This window comes from Brachybacterium sp. AOP42-C2-15 (assembly GCF_052377065.1).
In the GTDB taxonomy this organism is placed as follows: domain Bacteria; phylum Actinomycetota; class Actinomycetes; order Actinomycetales; family Dermabacteraceae; genus Brachybacterium.
The window spans coordinates 16,097-32,376 of the sequence record NZ_JBQSWK010000036.1; the positions used below are offsets into that span (position 1 = coordinate 16,097).

15 protein-coding genes are annotated in these 16,280 nt (G+C 69.1%); 8 read left to right on the forward strand and 7 right to left on the reverse strand.

All coding sequences use genetic code 11. The features are described 5' to 3' along the window. Positions 1-56 precede the first annotated feature (56 nt). The 5 genes from ACT3SQ_RS15930 (at position 57) to ACT3SQ_RS15950 (ending at position 6,609) form a co-directional block, all read left to right on the forward strand. Positions 57-977, forward strand: a complete 921-nt coding sequence (locus ACT3SQ_RS15930) for a macrolide 2'-phosphotransferase (protein WP_444502232.1) — start codon at positions 57-59, stop codon at positions 975-977. Positions 978-1,288: 311 nt separating this feature from the next. Beyond that, a complete protein-coding gene (locus ACT3SQ_RS15935; RefSeq protein ID WP_444502231.1) occupies positions 1,289-2,287 on the forward strand; it encodes a transglycosylase family protein in 999 nt (332 codons plus the stop codon). A 506-nt stretch (positions 2,288-2,793) separates the two neighbouring features. Beyond that, positions 2,794-4,269 carry an MFS transporter gene (locus tag ACT3SQ_RS15940; protein WP_444502230.1) on the forward strand — a complete coding sequence of 492 codons (1,476 nt, stop codon included), beginning with the start codon at positions 2,794-2,796 and terminating at the stop codon, positions 4,267-4,269. 178 nt (positions 4,270-4,447) lie between these two features. Beyond that, positions 4,448-5,620: a Gfo/Idh/MocA family protein gene (locus ACT3SQ_RS15945; RefSeq protein WP_444502229.1), complete on the forward strand. Its 1,173-nt coding sequence runs from the start codon at positions 4,448-4,450 to the stop codon at positions 5,618-5,620. Between the two features lie 140 nt (positions 5,621-5,760). Next, complete coding sequence (locus tag ACT3SQ_RS15950) at positions 5,761-6,609, forward strand: sugar phosphate isomerase/epimerase family protein (RefSeq protein WP_444502228.1); 849 nt, start codon at positions 5,761-5,763, stop codon at positions 6,607-6,609. Between the two features lie 151 nt (positions 6,610-6,760). Here the strand turns inward: ACT3SQ_RS15950 and ACT3SQ_RS15955 are convergent, their stop codons facing one another. Further along, complete coding sequence (locus ACT3SQ_RS15955) at positions 6,761-7,129, reverse strand: hypothetical protein (protein WP_444502227.1); 369 nt, start codon at positions 7,127-7,129, stop codon at positions 6,761-6,763. A gap of 251 nt (positions 7,130-7,380) precedes the next feature. Between ACT3SQ_RS15955 and ACT3SQ_RS15960 the strand changes: the two genes are divergently transcribed. Next, a complete protein-coding gene (locus tag ACT3SQ_RS15960) occupies positions 7,381-8,193 on the forward strand; it encodes a SurA N-terminal domain-containing protein (RefSeq protein ID WP_444502226.1) in 813 nt (270 codons plus the stop codon). Between the two features lie 74 nt (positions 8,194-8,267). On the opposite strand, the gene ACT3SQ_RS15965 is transcribed toward ACT3SQ_RS15960, so the two are convergent. The 3 genes from ACT3SQ_RS15965 to ACT3SQ_RS15975 form a co-directional block, all read right to left on the reverse strand. Next, positions 8,268-9,833 carry a GMC family oxidoreductase gene (locus ACT3SQ_RS15965; RefSeq protein ID WP_444502225.1) on the reverse strand — a complete coding sequence of 522 codons (1,566 nt, stop codon included), beginning with the start codon at positions 9,831-9,833 and terminating at the stop codon, positions 8,268-8,270. Continuing rightward, a complete protein-coding gene (locus ACT3SQ_RS15970; protein ID WP_444502224.1) occupies positions 9,830-10,453 on the reverse strand; it encodes a hypothetical protein in 624 nt (207 codons plus the stop codon). The genes ACT3SQ_RS15965 and ACT3SQ_RS15970 overlap by 4 nt, the downstream gene beginning before the upstream one ends. Positions 10,454-10,592: 139 nt before the next feature. Then, entirely contained in the window at positions 10,593-11,384 is a 792-nt protein-coding gene (locus ACT3SQ_RS15975) for an IclR family transcriptional regulator (protein WP_444502223.1), read from the reverse strand. A 141-nt stretch (positions 11,385-11,525) separates the two neighbouring features. Between ACT3SQ_RS15975 and ACT3SQ_RS15980 the strand changes: the two genes are divergently transcribed. Beyond that, the gene (locus tag ACT3SQ_RS15980) at positions 11,526-11,846 is read left to right on the forward strand and encodes a putative quinol monooxygenase (RefSeq protein WP_441445904.1); all 321 of its coding nucleotides are present in this window, start codon (positions 11,526-11,528) and stop codon (positions 11,844-11,846) included. Positions 11,847-11,983: 137 nt separating this feature from the next. Here the strand turns inward: ACT3SQ_RS15980 and ACT3SQ_RS15985 are convergent, their stop codons facing one another. Beyond that, the gene (locus ACT3SQ_RS15985; protein WP_441445903.1) at positions 11,984-14,671 is read right to left on the reverse strand and encodes a multicopper oxidase domain-containing protein; all 2,688 of its coding nucleotides are present in this window, start codon (positions 14,669-14,671) and stop codon (positions 11,984-11,986) included. Then, a complete protein-coding gene (locus ACT3SQ_RS15990; protein WP_441445913.1) occupies positions 14,668-15,351 on the reverse strand; it encodes a helix-turn-helix transcriptional regulator in 684 nt (227 codons plus the stop codon). The genes ACT3SQ_RS15985 and ACT3SQ_RS15990 overlap by 4 nt, the downstream gene beginning before the upstream one ends. Before the next feature lie 83 nt (positions 15,352-15,434). On the opposite strand from ACT3SQ_RS15990, the gene ACT3SQ_RS15995 reads away from it, so the two are divergent. Next, entirely contained in the window at positions 15,435-15,752 is a 318-nt protein-coding gene (locus ACT3SQ_RS15995) for a DUF2249 domain-containing protein (protein WP_441445902.1), read from the forward strand. A 106-nt stretch (positions 15,753-15,858) separates the two neighbouring features. Here the strand turns inward: ACT3SQ_RS15995 and ACT3SQ_RS16000 are convergent. Beyond that, a partial coding sequence (locus ACT3SQ_RS16000; protein WP_444601376.1) for a DUF899 family protein occupies positions 15,859-16,280 on the reverse strand: 422 nt, incomplete at its 5' end.

The window sequence follows — 16,280 nt, forward strand, 5'->3', positions numbered from 1 at the left end:
CGCCCGGCGGAGGAAAATCACTGGTCGCCGCGGGAGGACGGTGGCACCATGCAGAGATGCCTCCTGCCACCGCCGCCGTCCCACCCCCTGACCTGGACGCGCTGCTGGAGCTCGGCTCCGCCCATGGTCTCGACCTCGACGGCTCCACCCTGCGCACCGAGGAGATCGGACTCGACTTCCGGGTGGCGATCGCCCGCGCTGCCGATGGCAAGCGTTGGGTGCTGCGCATACCCCGCCGCCCCGACGTGCTCGAGCGCGCTGCGGTCGAGGGGAGGCTCCTGAAGATGGTCGGCCCGCACCTGGGGATCGCGGTCCCCGATTGGCAGATCAGCACCTCCGAGCTGATCGCCTATCCGTTGCTGCCCGGCACCCCCGGCCTCAGCGTGAAACCCGACGGCTCCGTGACCTGGCACGTCGACATGGCCTCCCCCGTCTACGCCACCTCGCTCGGCACCGCCGTATCCCAGCTGCACGCGGTGGAACCCGAGGCGGCCGCTGCCACCGGTATCGAGGTGCACTCACCCAGGCAGGTGCGTGAAGGCTGGCAGCGGGACCTCGAGCAGGTCGCCGCAGAATTCACGATCTCCGCGACACTGCGGGAGCGCTGGACCGCCTGGATCGCGGAGGACAGCTTCTGGCCACAGCACTCGGTGCTCACCCACGGCGAGATCTATCCGGGCCACACCCTGGTCGAGCACGGCCAGATCACCGCGATCCTCGACTGGACCACCGCCGCGATCGGGGACCCTGCCAAAGATCTGATGTTCCACCAGGTGAGTGCACCGGCAGACGCCTTCGAGACGGCCCTCCAGGCGTACATAGCGGGCGGAGGGCGCACCTGGCCGCGACTCGCGGAGCACTGCACCGAGATGTTCTCGGCCGGACCGATCGCCTATGGACTGTTTGCGCTGACCACCGGGGAGGCAGCGCATCGGGAGGCCGCCTCAGCGGCGCTGAACCCTCCTGCCGAGTCCTGACTCCCGAGCTCCGTCCCTCGCCTCGGCGCATCGACCACGCAGTGGTCGGGGTCACAAGGCGGGAGCGGACTCACACCCGTCACCGGCTGCGCCCTGCGGTGCCATGTCCCCGCAGGTCACGGATAGGTAACGGGCGCACTGTCTGTTCATCGGCACGTTCCCCTCAGGTCAAATCTCCGTCAGCACCCTCGAGGGGCCTTGATCCGGGACCCCCCTCTCCCCCTACGGTGGCGGTCGTTCGAGACGCGAGCTCCGCCCCTGCGGATCCGCGAGACCAGCAAGACCCGTACGACCAGCGAGAGGACGTGTTCATGTCCAAGCACAGCACGCACGCCACCAAGACCCCCCGAGGCTCCACCCTGCGCCGAGGCCTGGCCCGCACCGCAGTGACGCTCGCCGGAGGCGCCGTCGTCGCCACCGGCATGCTCGCCACCGGCACCGCGGCGAACGCCGCGACCGGTTGGGACGAGGTCGCCGCCTGCGAGTCCGGCGGCGACTGGTCGATCAACACCGGCAATGGCTACTACGGCGGCCTGCAGTTCTCCCAGCAGACCTGGGAGGGCTTCGGCGGCACGCAGTACGCCTCGAGCGCCGACCAGGCCTCCAAGAGCCAGCAGATCACGGTCGCCGAGCGCGTCCTCGCCGAACAGGGCGCAGGCGCCTGGCCCAACTGCGGCTCCGCCCTGAGCGGCGGCGCCAGCACCAGCGACGCCCCGGCGCCGTCCGAGCAGGACGAGGCACCGAAGGAAGAGGCACCGCAGGAGCAGACGTCGGAGCAGAAGCAGCAGGACTCCACCCCGAGCCGCGAGTCCGAGCAGCAGGCGAACCGCTCGACCGAGCGCCAGAGCACCGAGCCCCAGGGTGACTGGAGCTGCGACGGCGACGGCATCGCCGACAACTGCGACGAGAACGGCTTCGCCAAGGAGACCGAGAAGAAGCAGGAGCCCGAGCAGGAGTCCGCCTCGAAGGCTCAGCAGGAGTCCGCTCCTGCCCCGGCGAAGACCGCGGGCGAGCCCGGCTCCAAGGCCAGCGGCGACCTCTCTGTCGCGGGCACCCTCGAGGTGGACGGGAAGATCGGCCCGGAGACCATCACGGCCCTCCAGGACTGGCTGAACGTCGAGCAGACCGGTGAGATGGACGAGGCGACCACCCTGGCGCTCCAGGGCTGGGCCAAGACCGGTCAGGACGGCGTGATCGGCGAGAAGACCGTGGCGGGCCTCCAGCACGAGGTCGGCGCCGCCCAGAACGGCTCCGACGAGATCGACGAGGACACCACCGAGGTCCTGCAGACCTTCCTGAACCTCTACTGATCCTTTCCGGCAGTTGCGATCCCGCCCTGCGGGCCGCAACCACCGCGCGGCTGCGCCGCAGTTCCCCGGACGGCCGGGCCACCCTCACCGGTGGTCCGGCCGTCCGCCGTTCGTCGAGCTCACTGCACGCTCACTGCACGCTCACTGCACGCTCATTGCCCACGACCATGGTGCCGACTTCTCGAAATCTCGGATCGGGGCCTCGGCAACGAACGGCAACTTTCGGTCGGCGTCGCCCCGCGGTATTCAAAGTGACAGAGGTCCCTTCTCTCAGTGTGGAGAGAAATCCCTGGCAGGAGATCCGTTACCAAGTAGTACAAGATGCAACCGTGTGGCAATCCCGCTGCAACCTTTGGCAACAACGGCCAATAGTTCAGCGCTGTGGCAAGACTCGGGGCCATAGCCGACACCGCTTCTCGCGGCACGTTCGGCACACCGGAACCACCGGCGCCACACCGCGCCTGGTCGCTCCAGCCACTCAAGGATGAGCCAGAAGGAGCACAATGATGAGCACCACCAGCGCCTTGCCGGGCCCGGACCGCATGGTCCCGGTCGATCCGGCCAGTTCGACGGCCAAGCGGCCGTTCAGCTTCCGGGACAAGATCGGCTATATGTTCGGGGACTTCGGGAACGACTTCACGTTCATCCTGCAGTCCGCGTTCTTCATGATCTTCTACACCAACGTCATGGGCATCAACGCCGCCCACGTCGGCACCCTGCTGTTCGCCGCGCGCATCCTCGACGCCTTCACCGACGTCGGTGCCGGGCGCCTGATCGACACCCTGAAGCCCGGCAAGTCCGGCCGCTTCAAGCCCTGGCTGCTGCGTATCGCGATCCCCGTCGCCGGCGCCTCATTCCTCATGTTCTCGCCCTTCCTGCAGGACGGCAGCTACGGCGCCCGCCTCGGCTGGATGATCGCCACCTACATCCTGTGGGGCTCGGTCTTCTACACCCTGATCAACATCCCCTACGGCTCGATGGCCTCGGTCATCTCCAACCAGCCCGGTGAGCGTGCCTCGCTGTCGGTGTTCCGCTCCCTCGGTGCCACCCTCGCGAACGTCGCCATCTCCGTGGTCCTGCCGCTGATCGTCTTCGTACAGATCAACGGCCAGTCCGAGCTCTCCGGAACGAACATGATGTGGGCCGCCCTCGGCTGCGGCATCCTGGCAGTGTTCTGCTACCTGCTGTGCTTCATCAACGTCGAGGAGCGCATCACCACCGCACCGAAGACCAAGGAGCAGCGCGCGAGCCTCGGCCAGACCCTTGGCGCCATGGCGAAGAACCGGGGACTGACCGGCCTGATCGCCACCTCGCTGTTCATGCTCATCGCCTTCATGCTGCTCGGCGGCATGATGCCCTACATGCTCAACGAGTACTTCAACAACGGCCAGCTGCTGAGCCTCGTGAACTTCGTGGGCCTCGCCCCGACCCTGCTGCTGGTCCCCTTCGCCTCGAAGCTCGCCAAGACCTTCGGCAAGAAGGAGGTCGGCGTGGTCGGCATGTCGCTGGCCGTCGTCGCTGCTCTGCTCCTGTTCGTGCTCCGCACCGACAGCCCCTACGTGTTCATGGTCGGCTACGCCGTGCTCATGCTCGGAGTGTCCTGCCTGAACATCCTCATCTGGGCGTTCATCACCGACGCGATCGACCTCCAGGAGATCCGCACCGGCGAGCGCAATGACGCCACCGTCTACGGCATGTACTCCTGGGCCCGCAAGCTGGGCCAGGCCATTGCAGGTGGCCTGACCGGCTGGGCCCTGGGATGGATCGGATACGAGTCCGGGACCGGCGGGACCGTCGTGCAGACCCAGGAGGTGCTGGAGGGCATCTACAACCTGGCCACCCTGGTGCCGGCCCTGCTGCTGATCGTCTCTCTCCTCGCCCTGATCTTCTGGTACCCGCTGTCCAAGAAGCGCGTCGACGAGAACGTCGCCCTCCTCGAGCAGCGTCACGCCGAGGCCGCCGCGGCCACCTCGGAGAGCTGATCTGCAGCGGTCGGCGGTCCCGCCCGAGGGTCCGTCGGCCGGAGTAGGGTCGGTGGGGAGAAAGCGTGCCCCACCGGCCCTTCCCCCACCTCTCCTCGCCTCACCCCACGTCATCCTTACTTTTCACCTCGCGACCGCTTCCCGGAACGCGGGGAACCACCACAGAAACGGAGACACCATGTCGGAGAAGAACGTCCGCCTCGGAATCATCGGCCTCGGAGCCCAGGGCGGCATGTACGCCGGCGTGATCGCCGACGGCAAGGTCGCGGGCATGACTCTCGGCGCCATCGCGGACAACGATCCCGCCAAGAAGGAGCTCGCCGCCGAGAAGCACCCGGACGTCCCCTTCTACGACGACTACCTCGCGATGCTGGACTCCGGTGACATCGACGCCGTGGTCACCACCGTGCCGCACTTCGACCACGCGGAGATGACCATCACCGCTCTCGGCAAGGGCATCCACACCCTCACCGAAAAGCCGGCCGGCATCTACACCAAGCAGGTCGAGGAGATGAACGCCTTCGCGGCGGAGCACCCCGAGACCACTTTCGCGATCATGTTCAACCAGCGCACCAACCCCGTGTACACGGACCTGAAGGCGCTGATCGCCTCCGGCGAGCTCGGCAAGCTGCGCCACACCTCGTGGATCATCACCACCTGGTGGCGCCCGCAGGCGTACTACGACCAGTCGGCATGGCGCGCGACCTGGGGCGGCGAGGGCGGCGGCGTCCTGGTCAACCAGGCTCCTCACCAGCTGGACCTCTGGCAGTGGCTGTGCGGCACCCCGAAGAAGGTCTTCGCGAAGCTCTCCTTCGGCTTCCAGCGCGACATCGCCACCGAAGACGAGGTCAATGCGGTCGTCGACTTCGGCGACGGCGCCACCGGCAGCTTCATCACCTCGACGAACGACATCATCGGCACCGACCGCCTGGAGATGCTGTTCGACAAGGGCAAGGTCGTCGTGGACGGCTCCAAGAAGGTCACCATCACCCGCCTCAAGCAGGACGAGCGCTCGCTGTCCGACGGCATGTCCGCCGAGGATGTCGGCAATCTGTTCCGGGGCAAGATCGACACCGCCGAGCTGTACGAGACCGAGGTCAAGGAGTACGAGTCGGTCTGGGGCCAGCAGCACATCGACGTCCTGACCAACTTCGCGGCGAACGTCAACGACGGCACCCCGCTGATCGCGGACGGCGCCGAGGGCATCAACGGCGTGCGCCTGGCCTCGGGCATGCAGCTGTCGGCCTGGACCGGTCGCGAGATCGACCTGGTGGACTACCCGGCCGAGGAGTACCTCACCGAGCTCAACAAGCGCATCGAGGACGAGGGCAAGTTCCCCACCCGCGCCTGAGCCGTTGAGCGGCCGGGCCGGTGCCACAGGGCGCCGGCCCGGCCGCTCCGGTCATCCCGCATCACGCATCACGCATCACGCATCACCCCGTTCCTCCGGCGCTCCGCGGCGCCACCCTCACGACTCGAAGGAGACTCACCATGCCCGTCCTCGGACTCCAGCTCATGATGCTCAAGGACCAGATCAACGAGAAGGGGATGTACGAGGTGCTGCGCCAGGTGCGCGAACTCGACATCGACGCCGTCGAGGTCTCCCAGGTGGAGATGACCGACGAGCTCATCGATGACCTCGTGCGCGGCAAGGCGGACTTCAACGTCGAGACCGCCGCGATGAGCGTCTCCATCGCCCCGGGCGGCAACGGCTTCGCGCTCGAAACCGAGTTCGACCGCGCCGTCGAGGCCTGCCAGAAGACCGGCTCCCGCTTCCTGCGCATCGGCATGATGCCGTTCACCGCAATGACCTCGAAGCAGGCCACCGAGGAGTGGGCCGCCTCCGTGGAGCCCTACGCCGCTCGCCTCGCCGAGCAGGGCATCACGCTGTGCTACCACAACCACCACGTCGACCTCATCCAGTTCGACGGCGAGCGGATCTTCGACATCGTGCGCCGTGTCGCCCCCTCGCTGCTGTTCGAGGTGGACCTGCACTGGGTCCAGCGCGGCGGCATGGCGCCGCTGGAGATGCTCGAGGTCTATTCCGGCGCCTGCAAGCTCATCCACGTCAAGGACTTCCGCGTCGCTCCCCTGCCCCAGGAGATCGTCGACAAGTTCGAGGCGAAGGAGATCGACATGAAGGAGTTCTACGGAGCCTTCCTGTCGCTCGGCCAGTTCGCCGAGGTGGGCCAGGGCAACATGAACTGGCCCGCGCTGCTTCCCGCTGCGGAGAAGGCCGGTGCGGAGTACTTCCTCATCGAGCAGGACGACACCTACGGCCGCGACCCGATCGACTGCATCCGCGAGTCCCGCGAGTATCTGAAGTCCATCGGGTACTGAGCGCTCCTCGGGTGTTGAGCGTCCCTCGGACGCTGAGCGCCCTCGGGCACTGACCCCGCGCAACGTCGCCGCGGACCCGACGCCCGGCCTCACCGTGCAGGAGCACGGTGGGCCGGGCGTCGTGCGTTCCCCCTGGTGCGCGAGCTGCGCGTCAGTTCGCCACCGGGGAGTGCTGCAGGTAGGTGCGGATCTCCCGGATCTGCGCCGTCTTCGTGGCTCCGGCGAAGCGGATCATGTGGCAGAAGTCCACCCGCTCGCCGCCGCGCACCAGGTAGCCCTCGCAGGCAGCGAGGCGGCCATGGTTCAGGACCATGAGGATCTCCCCCCGCTCTGCGGCGAAGGGCGGCCCTGCGAAGCCGCCGGGCACGGGGCCGTCCTCACCGACGAGGAACCAGGTGGCGTCCTCGCGCAGCCATTCGCGCACCGTCGCCTCCTCCCCCGCTGCCCAGGCCGCCACGATCTCAGCCACGATCGCCATGCGCGGGGAGTTGCCACAGTCTGCAGGGATCGTCATCTCCATGGCTGACACCCTAGAGGCGCTCGGCGCTTCGCGTCACGGCCGTGGGGGCAGACACAGCGCGAGCTGGTGTCCGCAGAGGTCACGGTCGATGATGGCGGCCGGATGTGAGGCAGGACTCTGCATCGCACGACCATTCCCGAACCCACCTCAGGCAGAGAATTCGATGTCCTGACTGTCACCTGGGCGGATCTGCAACGCGGTTCCAGGGTTCAGGGCGTAACGTCGCCCGCTCCCCCATCTCAGGAGGCACAGTGAAGGTTCCCAGCAGCCGGACCCTCCGGCGCACTCTCGCCGCACTCACATTCACCGCGGCGGTCGCACTGACCGGATGCAGCGGCGACCAGGCCGCGCCCACGGGCGCGAGCGACGGCGGAGGGCAGCCCCCTGCGGCCAGCGACGGCGGCGGCTCGCCCCTCGCCGGCGGCCAGGGCGGCGAGCAGCCGCAGATGCCGGAAGCCGATGTCTCCGACGTCCCGGATGTCGTCGCCACCGTCAACGGTGAGGACATCACCAAGGACGAGTTCACCGCCATCTACGAGGGCCAGTTCCAGCAGGCTGCGATGCAGCAGCAGAGCACCGGCCAAGAGGTCGATCAGGCGGCGCTGAAGACGCAGGTCGCGAACCAGCTGGTGGACAACCGGCTGCTGCTCCAGGGCGCGTCCGAGGCCGGTATCGAGCCCACTGATGCGGACATCGACGCGACCCTCGAGGAGATCGCCCAGCAGAACGGGCTCGGCTCTGCGGACGAGGTCGTCGCCACACTCGAGCAGCAGGGTATGAGCGAGGAGGATGTGCGTAAGGACGCCTCCTCGCAGTTCATGCTCACCACCTACATCGAGCAGGAGGCGGGGATCCAGGAGCCCACCGATGAGGAGCTGAAGACGCAGTACGACCAGCTCGTCGAGCAGCAGGAGCAGGCCGGCGGCGATCCCTCGCAGATTCCACCCTTCGAGGAGGCCAAGGAGCAGCTCGCCCAGCAGGCCGTCACCCAGCAGCAGAATGAGGCGGCGACCACCATCGCCGCCGAGCTGCGCGAAGCCGGGGACGTGACGGTGAACGTCTGAGCACCCTCACCACGTTGACGGCCGGGCCACTGCCGTGAGCTGACCCGGCCGCTTCTCGTGTATTGCGGGACGGCTCAGACCTCCCCCTTCTTGAGCGCTTCGGCGATGTGCTCGGCCTGCCGGATCGCAAGCGCCACGATCGTCAAGGTCGGGTTCGCGGCGGCGCCGGTGGTGAACTGCGAGCCGTCGGAGATGAACAGGTTCGGCACATCATGCGCCCGGCCCCATGTGTCGACCACACCATCCTCGGGCCGCTCGCTCATGCGGCAGGTGCCGAGGTTGTGCGTGGAGGGGTAGGGGGTGGTGCGGTGGGTGCTGACCGCGCCCACGGCGGTGTAGAGCTTCTGCGCCTGGGTGTAGGCATGCTCCCGCATCGCCTGATCGTTGGCGTGGTCATCGAAGTGGACATGGGCGACCGGCAGTCCGTGCTGGTCGGTGATCGTGGAATCGAGCGTCACCGCATTGGATTCCTGCGGCATGTCCTCCCCCACCAGCCAGCAGCCGGCGGTGTTCTCGTAGGCATCCAGCAGCCGGGTGAAGTCCGGCCCCCAGGCACCGGGCTCGACGAAGCTGGCCATGAACGCGGGCCCCAGCGAGATGGTCTGGATGTAATAGCCCCCGGCGAAGCCACGGGTGGGATCGTGCACGGATTCGTCGGAGATGTTCCCAGCCATCGTCTCGCCGCGGTACATCCGCACCGGCTTGTCGAACTGGGCGTACACGCTGCCGGTCATGTGGCGCATGTAGTTGCGGCCCACCTGTCCGGAGGAGTTCGCGAGCCCGTCGGGGAACAGCGAGGACGAGCTGAGGTGCAGCAGGCGCGGGGTCTCGATCGAGTTCCCTGCCACGCACACCACCTTCGCGGCCTGACGGTGCAGGGTCCCGTCCTGGTCCAGATACAGCACGGCATCCACGCGCCCCGAGCGGTCATGCAGGATCTGAGCGACGTGCCTGTTCGGTCGCAGATCCAGCTTGCCGGTCTCGAGCGCGCGGGGGATCTCCCGCACCATCGTCGACCACTTCGAGCCGTTCTTGTCGCCCTGGAAGTTGAAGCCGTCCTGGACGGAGGCGGGGCGGCCGTCATAGGGCTCGGCATTGGTGCCATAGGGGCCGGTCGCATAGTGGTGGTAGCCGAGCTTCTCCGCGCCGGCGGCCAGCACCTTGTAGTTGTTGTTCGCCGGCAGCGGCGGGCGGCCGCCGCGGTGGGTGGAGCCGATCGCGTCCTCGGCCCGGGTGTAGTACGGCTCGAGCTCGTCATAGCTGAGCGGCCAGTCCAGCAGGCTCGCCCCATCGATCCGCCCGTACGTGGAGCGGGCCTTGAACTCGTGCGGCTTGAAGCGCGGGGTCGCCCCTGACCAGTGGGTGGTGGTGCCGCCGACGGCCTTCACGATCCAGGCGGGGAGGTTGGGGAAGTCCTTCGCCACCCGCCAGCTGCCGGAGGTGGTGCGGGTGTCGGTCCAGGCCATCTGGTGGAAGGCCTCCCATTCGAGGTTCATGTAGTCCTCGCCCCGCAGGTAGGGGCCCGCTTCGAGGAGCACACACTCGATGCCCTGCTTCGTGAGCTCGTAGGCGAGTGTGCCGCCGCCGGCCCCGGAGCCGATGATGACGACGGCCTCGGTGGAATGGTCGATGGTGCTCATGCTGAAGCTCCCTTGCTCCCGTTGCTCCCGTTGCTCCCGTTGCCGCTCTTGCTGCCGGTGCGTCCGGCCCGCGCCCTGCTCTGACCGGCCGGGACAGCGGCGCCCCGCACGCTGGCGGTGGTCGCCGCACGGGGCAGGTCGGAGACGACGTCCACGAGCGGCTCCCCGTCGTACTCCTCGATCCGTGGATCGGGCAGCCAGTCAAGATCGTTGAAGCCGCGGTCGATGTAGCCGCCCTTGTCGAAGGAGGGCCCCTCATAGCCGAGCGCCTCCCACACCTCCTCATCCTCGTAGAGGCTCACCACGACCGTCTGCCGCACGAAGCCGAAGAACGTGGTGTGCTGGACGCGCAGCAGCAGCGGCAGCGCCTCCTGGGCGGTGAGCTCGGTGAAGCGGCCCTCTGCCAGGGCCTGCAGGGAGTCGAGTCCCTGGGCGAGCTTGACCCGCATCCAGGTGCTCTCCTCCGCGGCCGCCTGCACGGTGGCCGCGGCCCGCTCGTAGGCGGTCCCTGGCACCCCCTCATGCGGGAACGCCGCTCGGATGAGGGCGAGGAGCGTCTGGGCGGCGTCCTCGCTCCCTTCGATGTCGTTGACGGTGTCCCCCGTCTGCGGAGCACTCATGGCATCTCCTTCCACTGCGTCATTGTCAGTGATCTGGAGCACACCTTAGGGAGCGTGCGGGCCGGCGGCAATCGGCGTTATCGCCGGGCGAGAAGCCGCCGATGGAATCACCGAACGAGACGCTGCGGACGGATCAGGCTCAGGAGTGGTCTGCACCCAGGCGGTAGGCGCGGCCCGCCCGGGAGGCGCAGGCCCGCAGCCGGTCCTCGACATGCCGCACCCTGCCCGCATAGGCGGCCACCGGTGCGGACAGCGCGACGGTGCCGATGAGCATGCCGTCGTCGGCCTTGATGGTCGCGGCCAGGCAGTCGGTGCCGGGCACGAACTCCTGGTGCTCCCAGGCGATGCCGCGGGCGGCGATCTCCGTGAGCTGCTCGCGCAGCTGCGCGGGGTCGGTGAGGGTGCGGTCGGTGTGGGCGCGCAGCGGCGTGCCTGCGAGGTAGGCCTCCTGCTCCTCGGGCGGCAGCGAGGCGAGCCCCACCTTCCCGAAGGCGGTGGCGTGCGGGCTCTCGTGGAACCCGAAGCTCAGCGGGGACAGGCGCGGCGCCTGGGGTGAGTCGGAGACGTGCACGACCACGAAGTCGGCACCGCGATGGATCGCGAGGTAGGCAGCCATCCCCAGGTCGCGGTGCATGGCATGGACCTCCTCGCGCACTGCACGCGGGACTCCGAGGTGCTCGTGGAGGCCGACGGCCAGGCGGTGCAGCTTGTACCCCAGGGCGTAGCGCTTCTCGTCTCGCAGATGCACCAAGTAGTCGGCGCGGAGAAGCTCCTGGGCGATGCGGTAGACGGTGGGCAGTGGGATTCCGGTGACCTCGGCGATGCCGCGGGCGGTGCTGCTGCCGTGCTCGGCAACGGCCTCGAGCACGGCGAGCGCACGGGCGATCTGCCCGACCGGGGCGTCCTCGCCCCGCTCCTGCACGATGCTCATTTCGCCCCTTTCAGCCGTTGCGCTCATTGTGCCGCAGACACCCTGAGGAGGGAGGGCTTCTTGCCTTGCGAGAATGGGGCTACCGCAGCGGCCGGCCAGCAGGCAGGCTGGTCGCGCACCCCTCTCTGAAAGGACCCCTCGATGATCCTGATCAACGTGAAGTTCCCGGTGAAGCCCGAGTTCGCCGACCAGTGGCCCGAGCTCGCGAACGAGTTCACCGAGACCACCCTGGCCGAGCCGGGCAACCTGTGGTTCGAATGGTCGCGCAGCGTGAAGGAGCCGAACACCTACGTGCTCATCGAAGCATTCACCGATGAGGGCGCCGGCCCGCACGTGAACTCCCCGCACTTCAAGAAGATGCAGGAGGAGTTTCCGCAGTACCTCGAGGCGACGCCGCAGATCGTCTCCCACCAGATCGACAGCGACGGCTGGGGCCCGATGGGTGAGATCACCGTCGAGTGATCGCGGTGACGTCGCCCGCGCGCCCTGGTGCGTGCGGGCGGCGTCACCCCCTCTCCCGTCCCGCATCCCGCATCCCGCATCCCGCATCCCGCATCCCGCATCCCGCATCCCGCATCCCGCACACGATGGGGTGGGATCTACCGGGCGGTGACCTCGAGGATCCCGTGGGCGCCGCGCTCGGCGTCGCGCATCACATGGTTCACGAAGGGATAGCGCCCGGGTTCGGGCGGGGTGAGCTCCACGAAACCGCCCTGCGCCGGCAGCAGGCCGAGAGCCTGCGAGCCGTCCCCGGAGCCCGTCTCCACAAGGTAGCTCCCCTCGCTCCACACGGTGTCGAACTGGGTGCCGATCACGTGGAAGCTCAGTGCCCGCTCGGGCCCTGCGTCGAGCACCCAGAGCCGCACCCGCTCCCCCGCCTGGGCTTGCAGCGGCGCATGGTCGTACTGGGCGGCGTAGCCGTTGAAGGCGACCAGGTCCGGTTCCCCGGCGGCGAGGGCGTCGCCGTCCAGCTCCTCCTTCTGCGCACCGAGGTAGTACTCGCCCTGGACGAGCACATAGCTGTGATCGACCGCGGGCAGATCCTCCGGCTCGATGACCACCGCTCCATACATCCCCGAGGCGATGTGCGCGGAGACCGGGGCGGTCCCGCAGTGGTACATCCAGATCCCAGCCCGCTCCGCAGTGAAGGTGTACGTCAGCGACTCCCCCGGCGCGATCGTGCGCATGGGGCCGTCGGGCGCGAGCTCCCCGGCGTGGAAGTCGATCGAATGGCCGATCGTCCCGTCGTTGACCAGAGTCACCTCGAAGATGTCGCCGACCCGGCCGTGCAGCACCGGTCCGGGGGCGCTGCCGCCGAAGGTCCACAGGCGCTGGGTGATTCCGGGCGCGACCTCCATGACCTGCTCCGTGACCTCGAGCGTGACCTTTCGAGTGACGGGGCCGTCACTCGGCGGCAGCAGCGGGAGCTCTGCGTCATTGGGCATGAAGTCGGGGCCGGGATCGGCGGCGAGATCGATGATCGGCTTCTGCACCGCTTCCTCCCCCGACGTGCCGTATCCATGCCCTGAGGGCCCGGTGCCGGCGCGGGTGGGGTGATCGTCAGGTGCAGCGCCGGCGGCGACGATGCTCAGCACCATCCCCTGCTGGCGGTGCCCGGCCACGCCGCACCACGCCTCGAGGTCGCCGGTGACCACGCCCACGTCGAGGAGCTCGCTCTGCCCGGGTGCGAGGCGCTCGGTCCGGGTGCCGCTGTCCACGACGAGATCGTGGGTCATCGCTGCATCCACGTTCGTCAGCTCGATGAGCAGGTGGGTGCCGGCCGGCACCTCGATCCGATCCGGGGTGAAACGCAGCCCCTCCGCAGTGACCGCGACGTTCTGCACCGGTGCCTGCCCGCTCGCGGCAGGAACTCCGGCCCCCTCGTTCTTGCCGCCTCCCGGCGTGAGCGGGTGGAGAGCGCCGACGGCCAGGAGCGTGAGCGTCGCCAGCAGCAGGCCGCCGACGGCGAGTCCGGCGCGGCGGCCCCCGAAGCGGGCGCTGCCTACCGCAGCCGGTGCCGAGGCTCGCGAGAGGGTCGCAGCTGACACGGCACCGCTCGGCGGGGTCGTGGCTGAGACGCTCGGCGGGGTCGTGGCTGAAACGCTCGGCGGGGTCGTGGCTGACGCGGAGTTCGTCGCCACCGTCGGGGCGGATCTCGATCGCTCGGGGCGGGGCGAAGGGAGGCTCCGGGCGTGCGGCGGGCCGAGGACCGCGCTGGTCAGCGCCGTGGCGACGAAGACCAGCAGAGCGAGCACACCGAGCACGCCGCCGAGCTGCCAGGCGGGCCCCCAGCCGAGCGCGTCACCCAGTCCGAGGCGCACCACGAGGCTCAGCTGCAGCAGCCCCAGCGGCACCCAGAACGCACTGCGATAGGGCAGGTCGATCCGCAGCACGGCCGGCAGGATCGTGGTCGCGTGCGCCATGATCATCGAGATCGTGTAGCCGAGGAACACGGCATGGGCGACGGCGTCGTACGCGGCACCCTGCGGAGTGCCGCCCAGCAGCAGCACCACCGCGGCGATCATGAGCCATCCATAGCCGCACAGGATGGCCGCGGCCATGAAGCGGGTCGCCCCGCGGGTGCGGATGGTGTGCCGGGCGACGTCATGCTGGATAAGCCAGAGCGTCAGGGCGAGCAGTCCGGCGCCCAGCAGGACCGCTCCGGCCACCGGCCACGCCACCCCGATCAGCAGCGCCGCCACCAGGCTCGCCGCGTGCACGAGCACTCGGGATCCTGCGCGGGCGCCGAGCGTGATCCTTGCCAGCTCCACCCTCTCAGCGGCGATGGTGAGCACCACGAAACCGATCAGCCAGGGCAGCACCTCGTCGAAGTCCGCGCCTCCGGCCCAGCGGATCGCGCCCCCGCAGGCAAGGCCCGCAGCGAGCAGCTCGGTGAGGACGGCCTCATCATGCTGGCGCCGCCACAGCGGCACGTACACCAGGGTGAATGCGGCGGTGCCGAGGACCAGCAGCACCTTGCCCACCATCAGGGGAACGGGGTCCGCGACCAGGGCGATGGCTCCGAGCCCCAGCAGTGCGGGGGCGAGGAAGCCGTACCAGCGAGCGAGGGCGGTCGCGCGCTCGAGCGCGATGAGCGTGCCCACGAATCCGAGCACCAGCAGCATCCCGTGCACCACCGGCAGCCGGTCGGTGGTGATCGGCGCGGGCAGGCCGAGCAGCAGCAGCGCGGCGTCGAGGCCCGCCATCAGGGCGAGCCCGGCGGGGAGCATCCAGCCCAGTCGCCAGGACGGTCCCCGGCGTCGACGCCGAAGGGCGGGGCTGCTCATCCCGCGTCCCGCAGGTGGAGCAGGCAGCGTCCGGGGGCGGCGAAGGGGATCAGCTCGGCCACGGTCCGGGAACCCTCCGTGCCGGCGACACCTTCGAGGAGTCCGTCGATCATGCCGCGATGCACGGAGCAGACCACTTCGGTGTGGCGGTCTGCGGCCTCGAGCAGCGGGCAGCGGTGCAGCACGATCTGCTCGCCGTCCTCCTGAGGGGCGAAGCCCTGCGCGGCCATGGCGTGCATGACGAGGGCGCGGGCGGGAGCGGGTCGTGCGGGTTCTGGGAGGTCCTCCGCCAGCTCGGCGCCCCAGCCGCGGCCCGCCTCGTGGGCGGTGGCGGCGGGGTCGGCGCTGGTGCGGGCGATGGTTCCGGCGAGCACGCCGGCGAGCGCGGCGTAGGGCGAGGCGGGACCGTGCTGGGTGGGGCGCCAGAGCCAGGCGGGGCGGCCGCGCCCGTCGGCCGCCTCCCGGGAGCGGGTGACGTGGCCGTCGGCCAGCAGCTGATCGAGGTGGCCACGCACGGTGTTCTCGTGCAGGCCCGTGGAGCGGCTGAGAGCGGTGACCGAGACCGGGGAGCGCTGCGCCTCCACCGCACGCAGCACCTGCTCGCGCGCGGTCGAGTGGCGGCGGCCCGCGGCGTTTCGGCGGGGCTGAGCGGCGCCGGATGCCGCGGGACCTGAGACCATATTTTCCACGGGATCAAATGTAATATATCGAGTGGACCAGATTCGCCACGATCGTCCCGAACGGACGACAGACAGGAGCCGACATGGCAGACATCCAGATCCAGAGCTCGCGCGAGGACGCCGTCTACCAGAAGCCGTCCCAGCAGGGATGCGCCTGCGGGGAGCACGACGAGTCGCTTCCTGAGCTCGATGTGCAGACGATCCCCCACGCGATCCGCCACGCCTCGATCTTCGGGGCGATCGAGTCGCTGGTGCCGGGTGGGGGCATGGTCATCTCCGCCACCCATGACCCGGTCCCGCTGCTGATGCAGCTGCAGGCCAAGCACGGGGACGCCTACGCGACCGAATACCTCGACCGGGGTCCCGAGCGCTGGCGCATCCTGATCCGTCGCGCCGCCTGAGCACGCCGCACGCCGTCGCCCGTCGGACCGCCGGGCCAGCAAGCCGGCGGACCGACAGGGCAACGGGGCAACGGGGCAGTTCAGTGCTGCCGGGCGGCGCAGCCGCTCAGTGCTGGTCGCGTCGGCCCAGCGTCGTCACCGGTGCGGCGCCCGGTCGCGACCACTGGGGCAGAGGCCGGCTGGTCTCGCCCCAGGTGGGCTCGCCCTGGGCATCGGTGCGCCAGGACCAGCAGGCATGACGGCTCGCGGGCCAGCCGGCCGGGACGTCCTCCCAGTCCTCACCGCGACCGTAGGGCGTCATGTCCAGCAGGCCCATCGAGAAGTTCACCCGCTCGTTGCCCCGCCCGGTGGTGCGATAGGTGAGGTACACCCGGTCCCCGTCGCGCAGGAAGCTCGCGAGATGCCCCATGCCGCCACCGATCGGGGCGGGAACCTCTCGCACCGAGTACCAGGGCACGCGGCGATAGCCCATGAAGGCGATGAAGGGATGCACCTCCTCCCAGGCTCCGGTGGTGAGAATCGCGAGCG

Coding starts and splice junctions, on each gene's coding strand:
- ACT3SQ_RS15930 (WP_444502232.1), top strand. CDS start 57: ATGCCTCCTGCCACCGCCGCCGTCCCACCCCCTGACCTGGACGCGCTG.
- ACT3SQ_RS15935 (WP_444502231.1), top strand. CDS start 1,289: ATGTCCAAGCACAGCACGCACGCCACCAAGACCCCCCGAGGCTCCACC.
- ACT3SQ_RS15940 (WP_444502230.1), top strand. CDS start 2,794: ATGAGCACCACCAGCGCCTTGCCGGGCCCGGACCGCATGGTCCCGGTC.
- ACT3SQ_RS15945 (WP_444502229.1), top strand. CDS start 4,448: ATGTCGGAGAAGAACGTCCGCCTCGGAATCATCGGCCTCGGAGCCCAG.
- ACT3SQ_RS15950 (WP_444502228.1), top strand. CDS start 5,761: ATGCCCGTCCTCGGACTCCAGCTCATGATGCTCAAGGACCAGATCAAC.
- ACT3SQ_RS15955 (WP_444502227.1), bottom strand. CDS start 7,129: ATGGAGATGACGATCCCTGCAGACTGTGGCAACTCCCCGCGCATGGCG.
- ACT3SQ_RS15965 (WP_444502225.1), bottom strand. CDS start 9,833: ATGAGCACCATCGACCATTCCACCGAGGCCGTCGTCATCATCGGCTCC.
- ACT3SQ_RS15970 (WP_444502224.1), bottom strand. CDS start 10,453: ATGAGTGCTCCGCAGACGGGGGACACCGTCAACGACATCGAAGGGAGC.
- ACT3SQ_RS15975 (WP_444502223.1), bottom strand. CDS start 11,384: ATGAGCATCGTGCAGGAGCGGGGCGAGGACGCCCCGGTCGGGCAGATC.
- ACT3SQ_RS15980 (WP_441445904.1), top strand. CDS start 11,526: ATGATCCTGATCAACGTGAAGTTCCCGGTGAAGCCCGAGTTCGCCGAC.
- ACT3SQ_RS15985 (WP_441445903.1), bottom strand. CDS start 14,671: ATGAGCAGCCCCGCCCTTCGGCGTCGACGCCGGGGACCGTCCTGGCGA.
- ACT3SQ_RS15990 (WP_441445913.1), bottom strand. CDS start 15,351: ATGGTCTCAGGTCCCGCGGCATCCGGCGCCGCTCAGCCCCGCCGAAAC.
- ACT3SQ_RS15995 (WP_441445902.1), top strand. CDS start 15,435: ATGGCAGACATCCAGATCCAGAGCTCGCGCGAGGACGCCGTCTACCAG.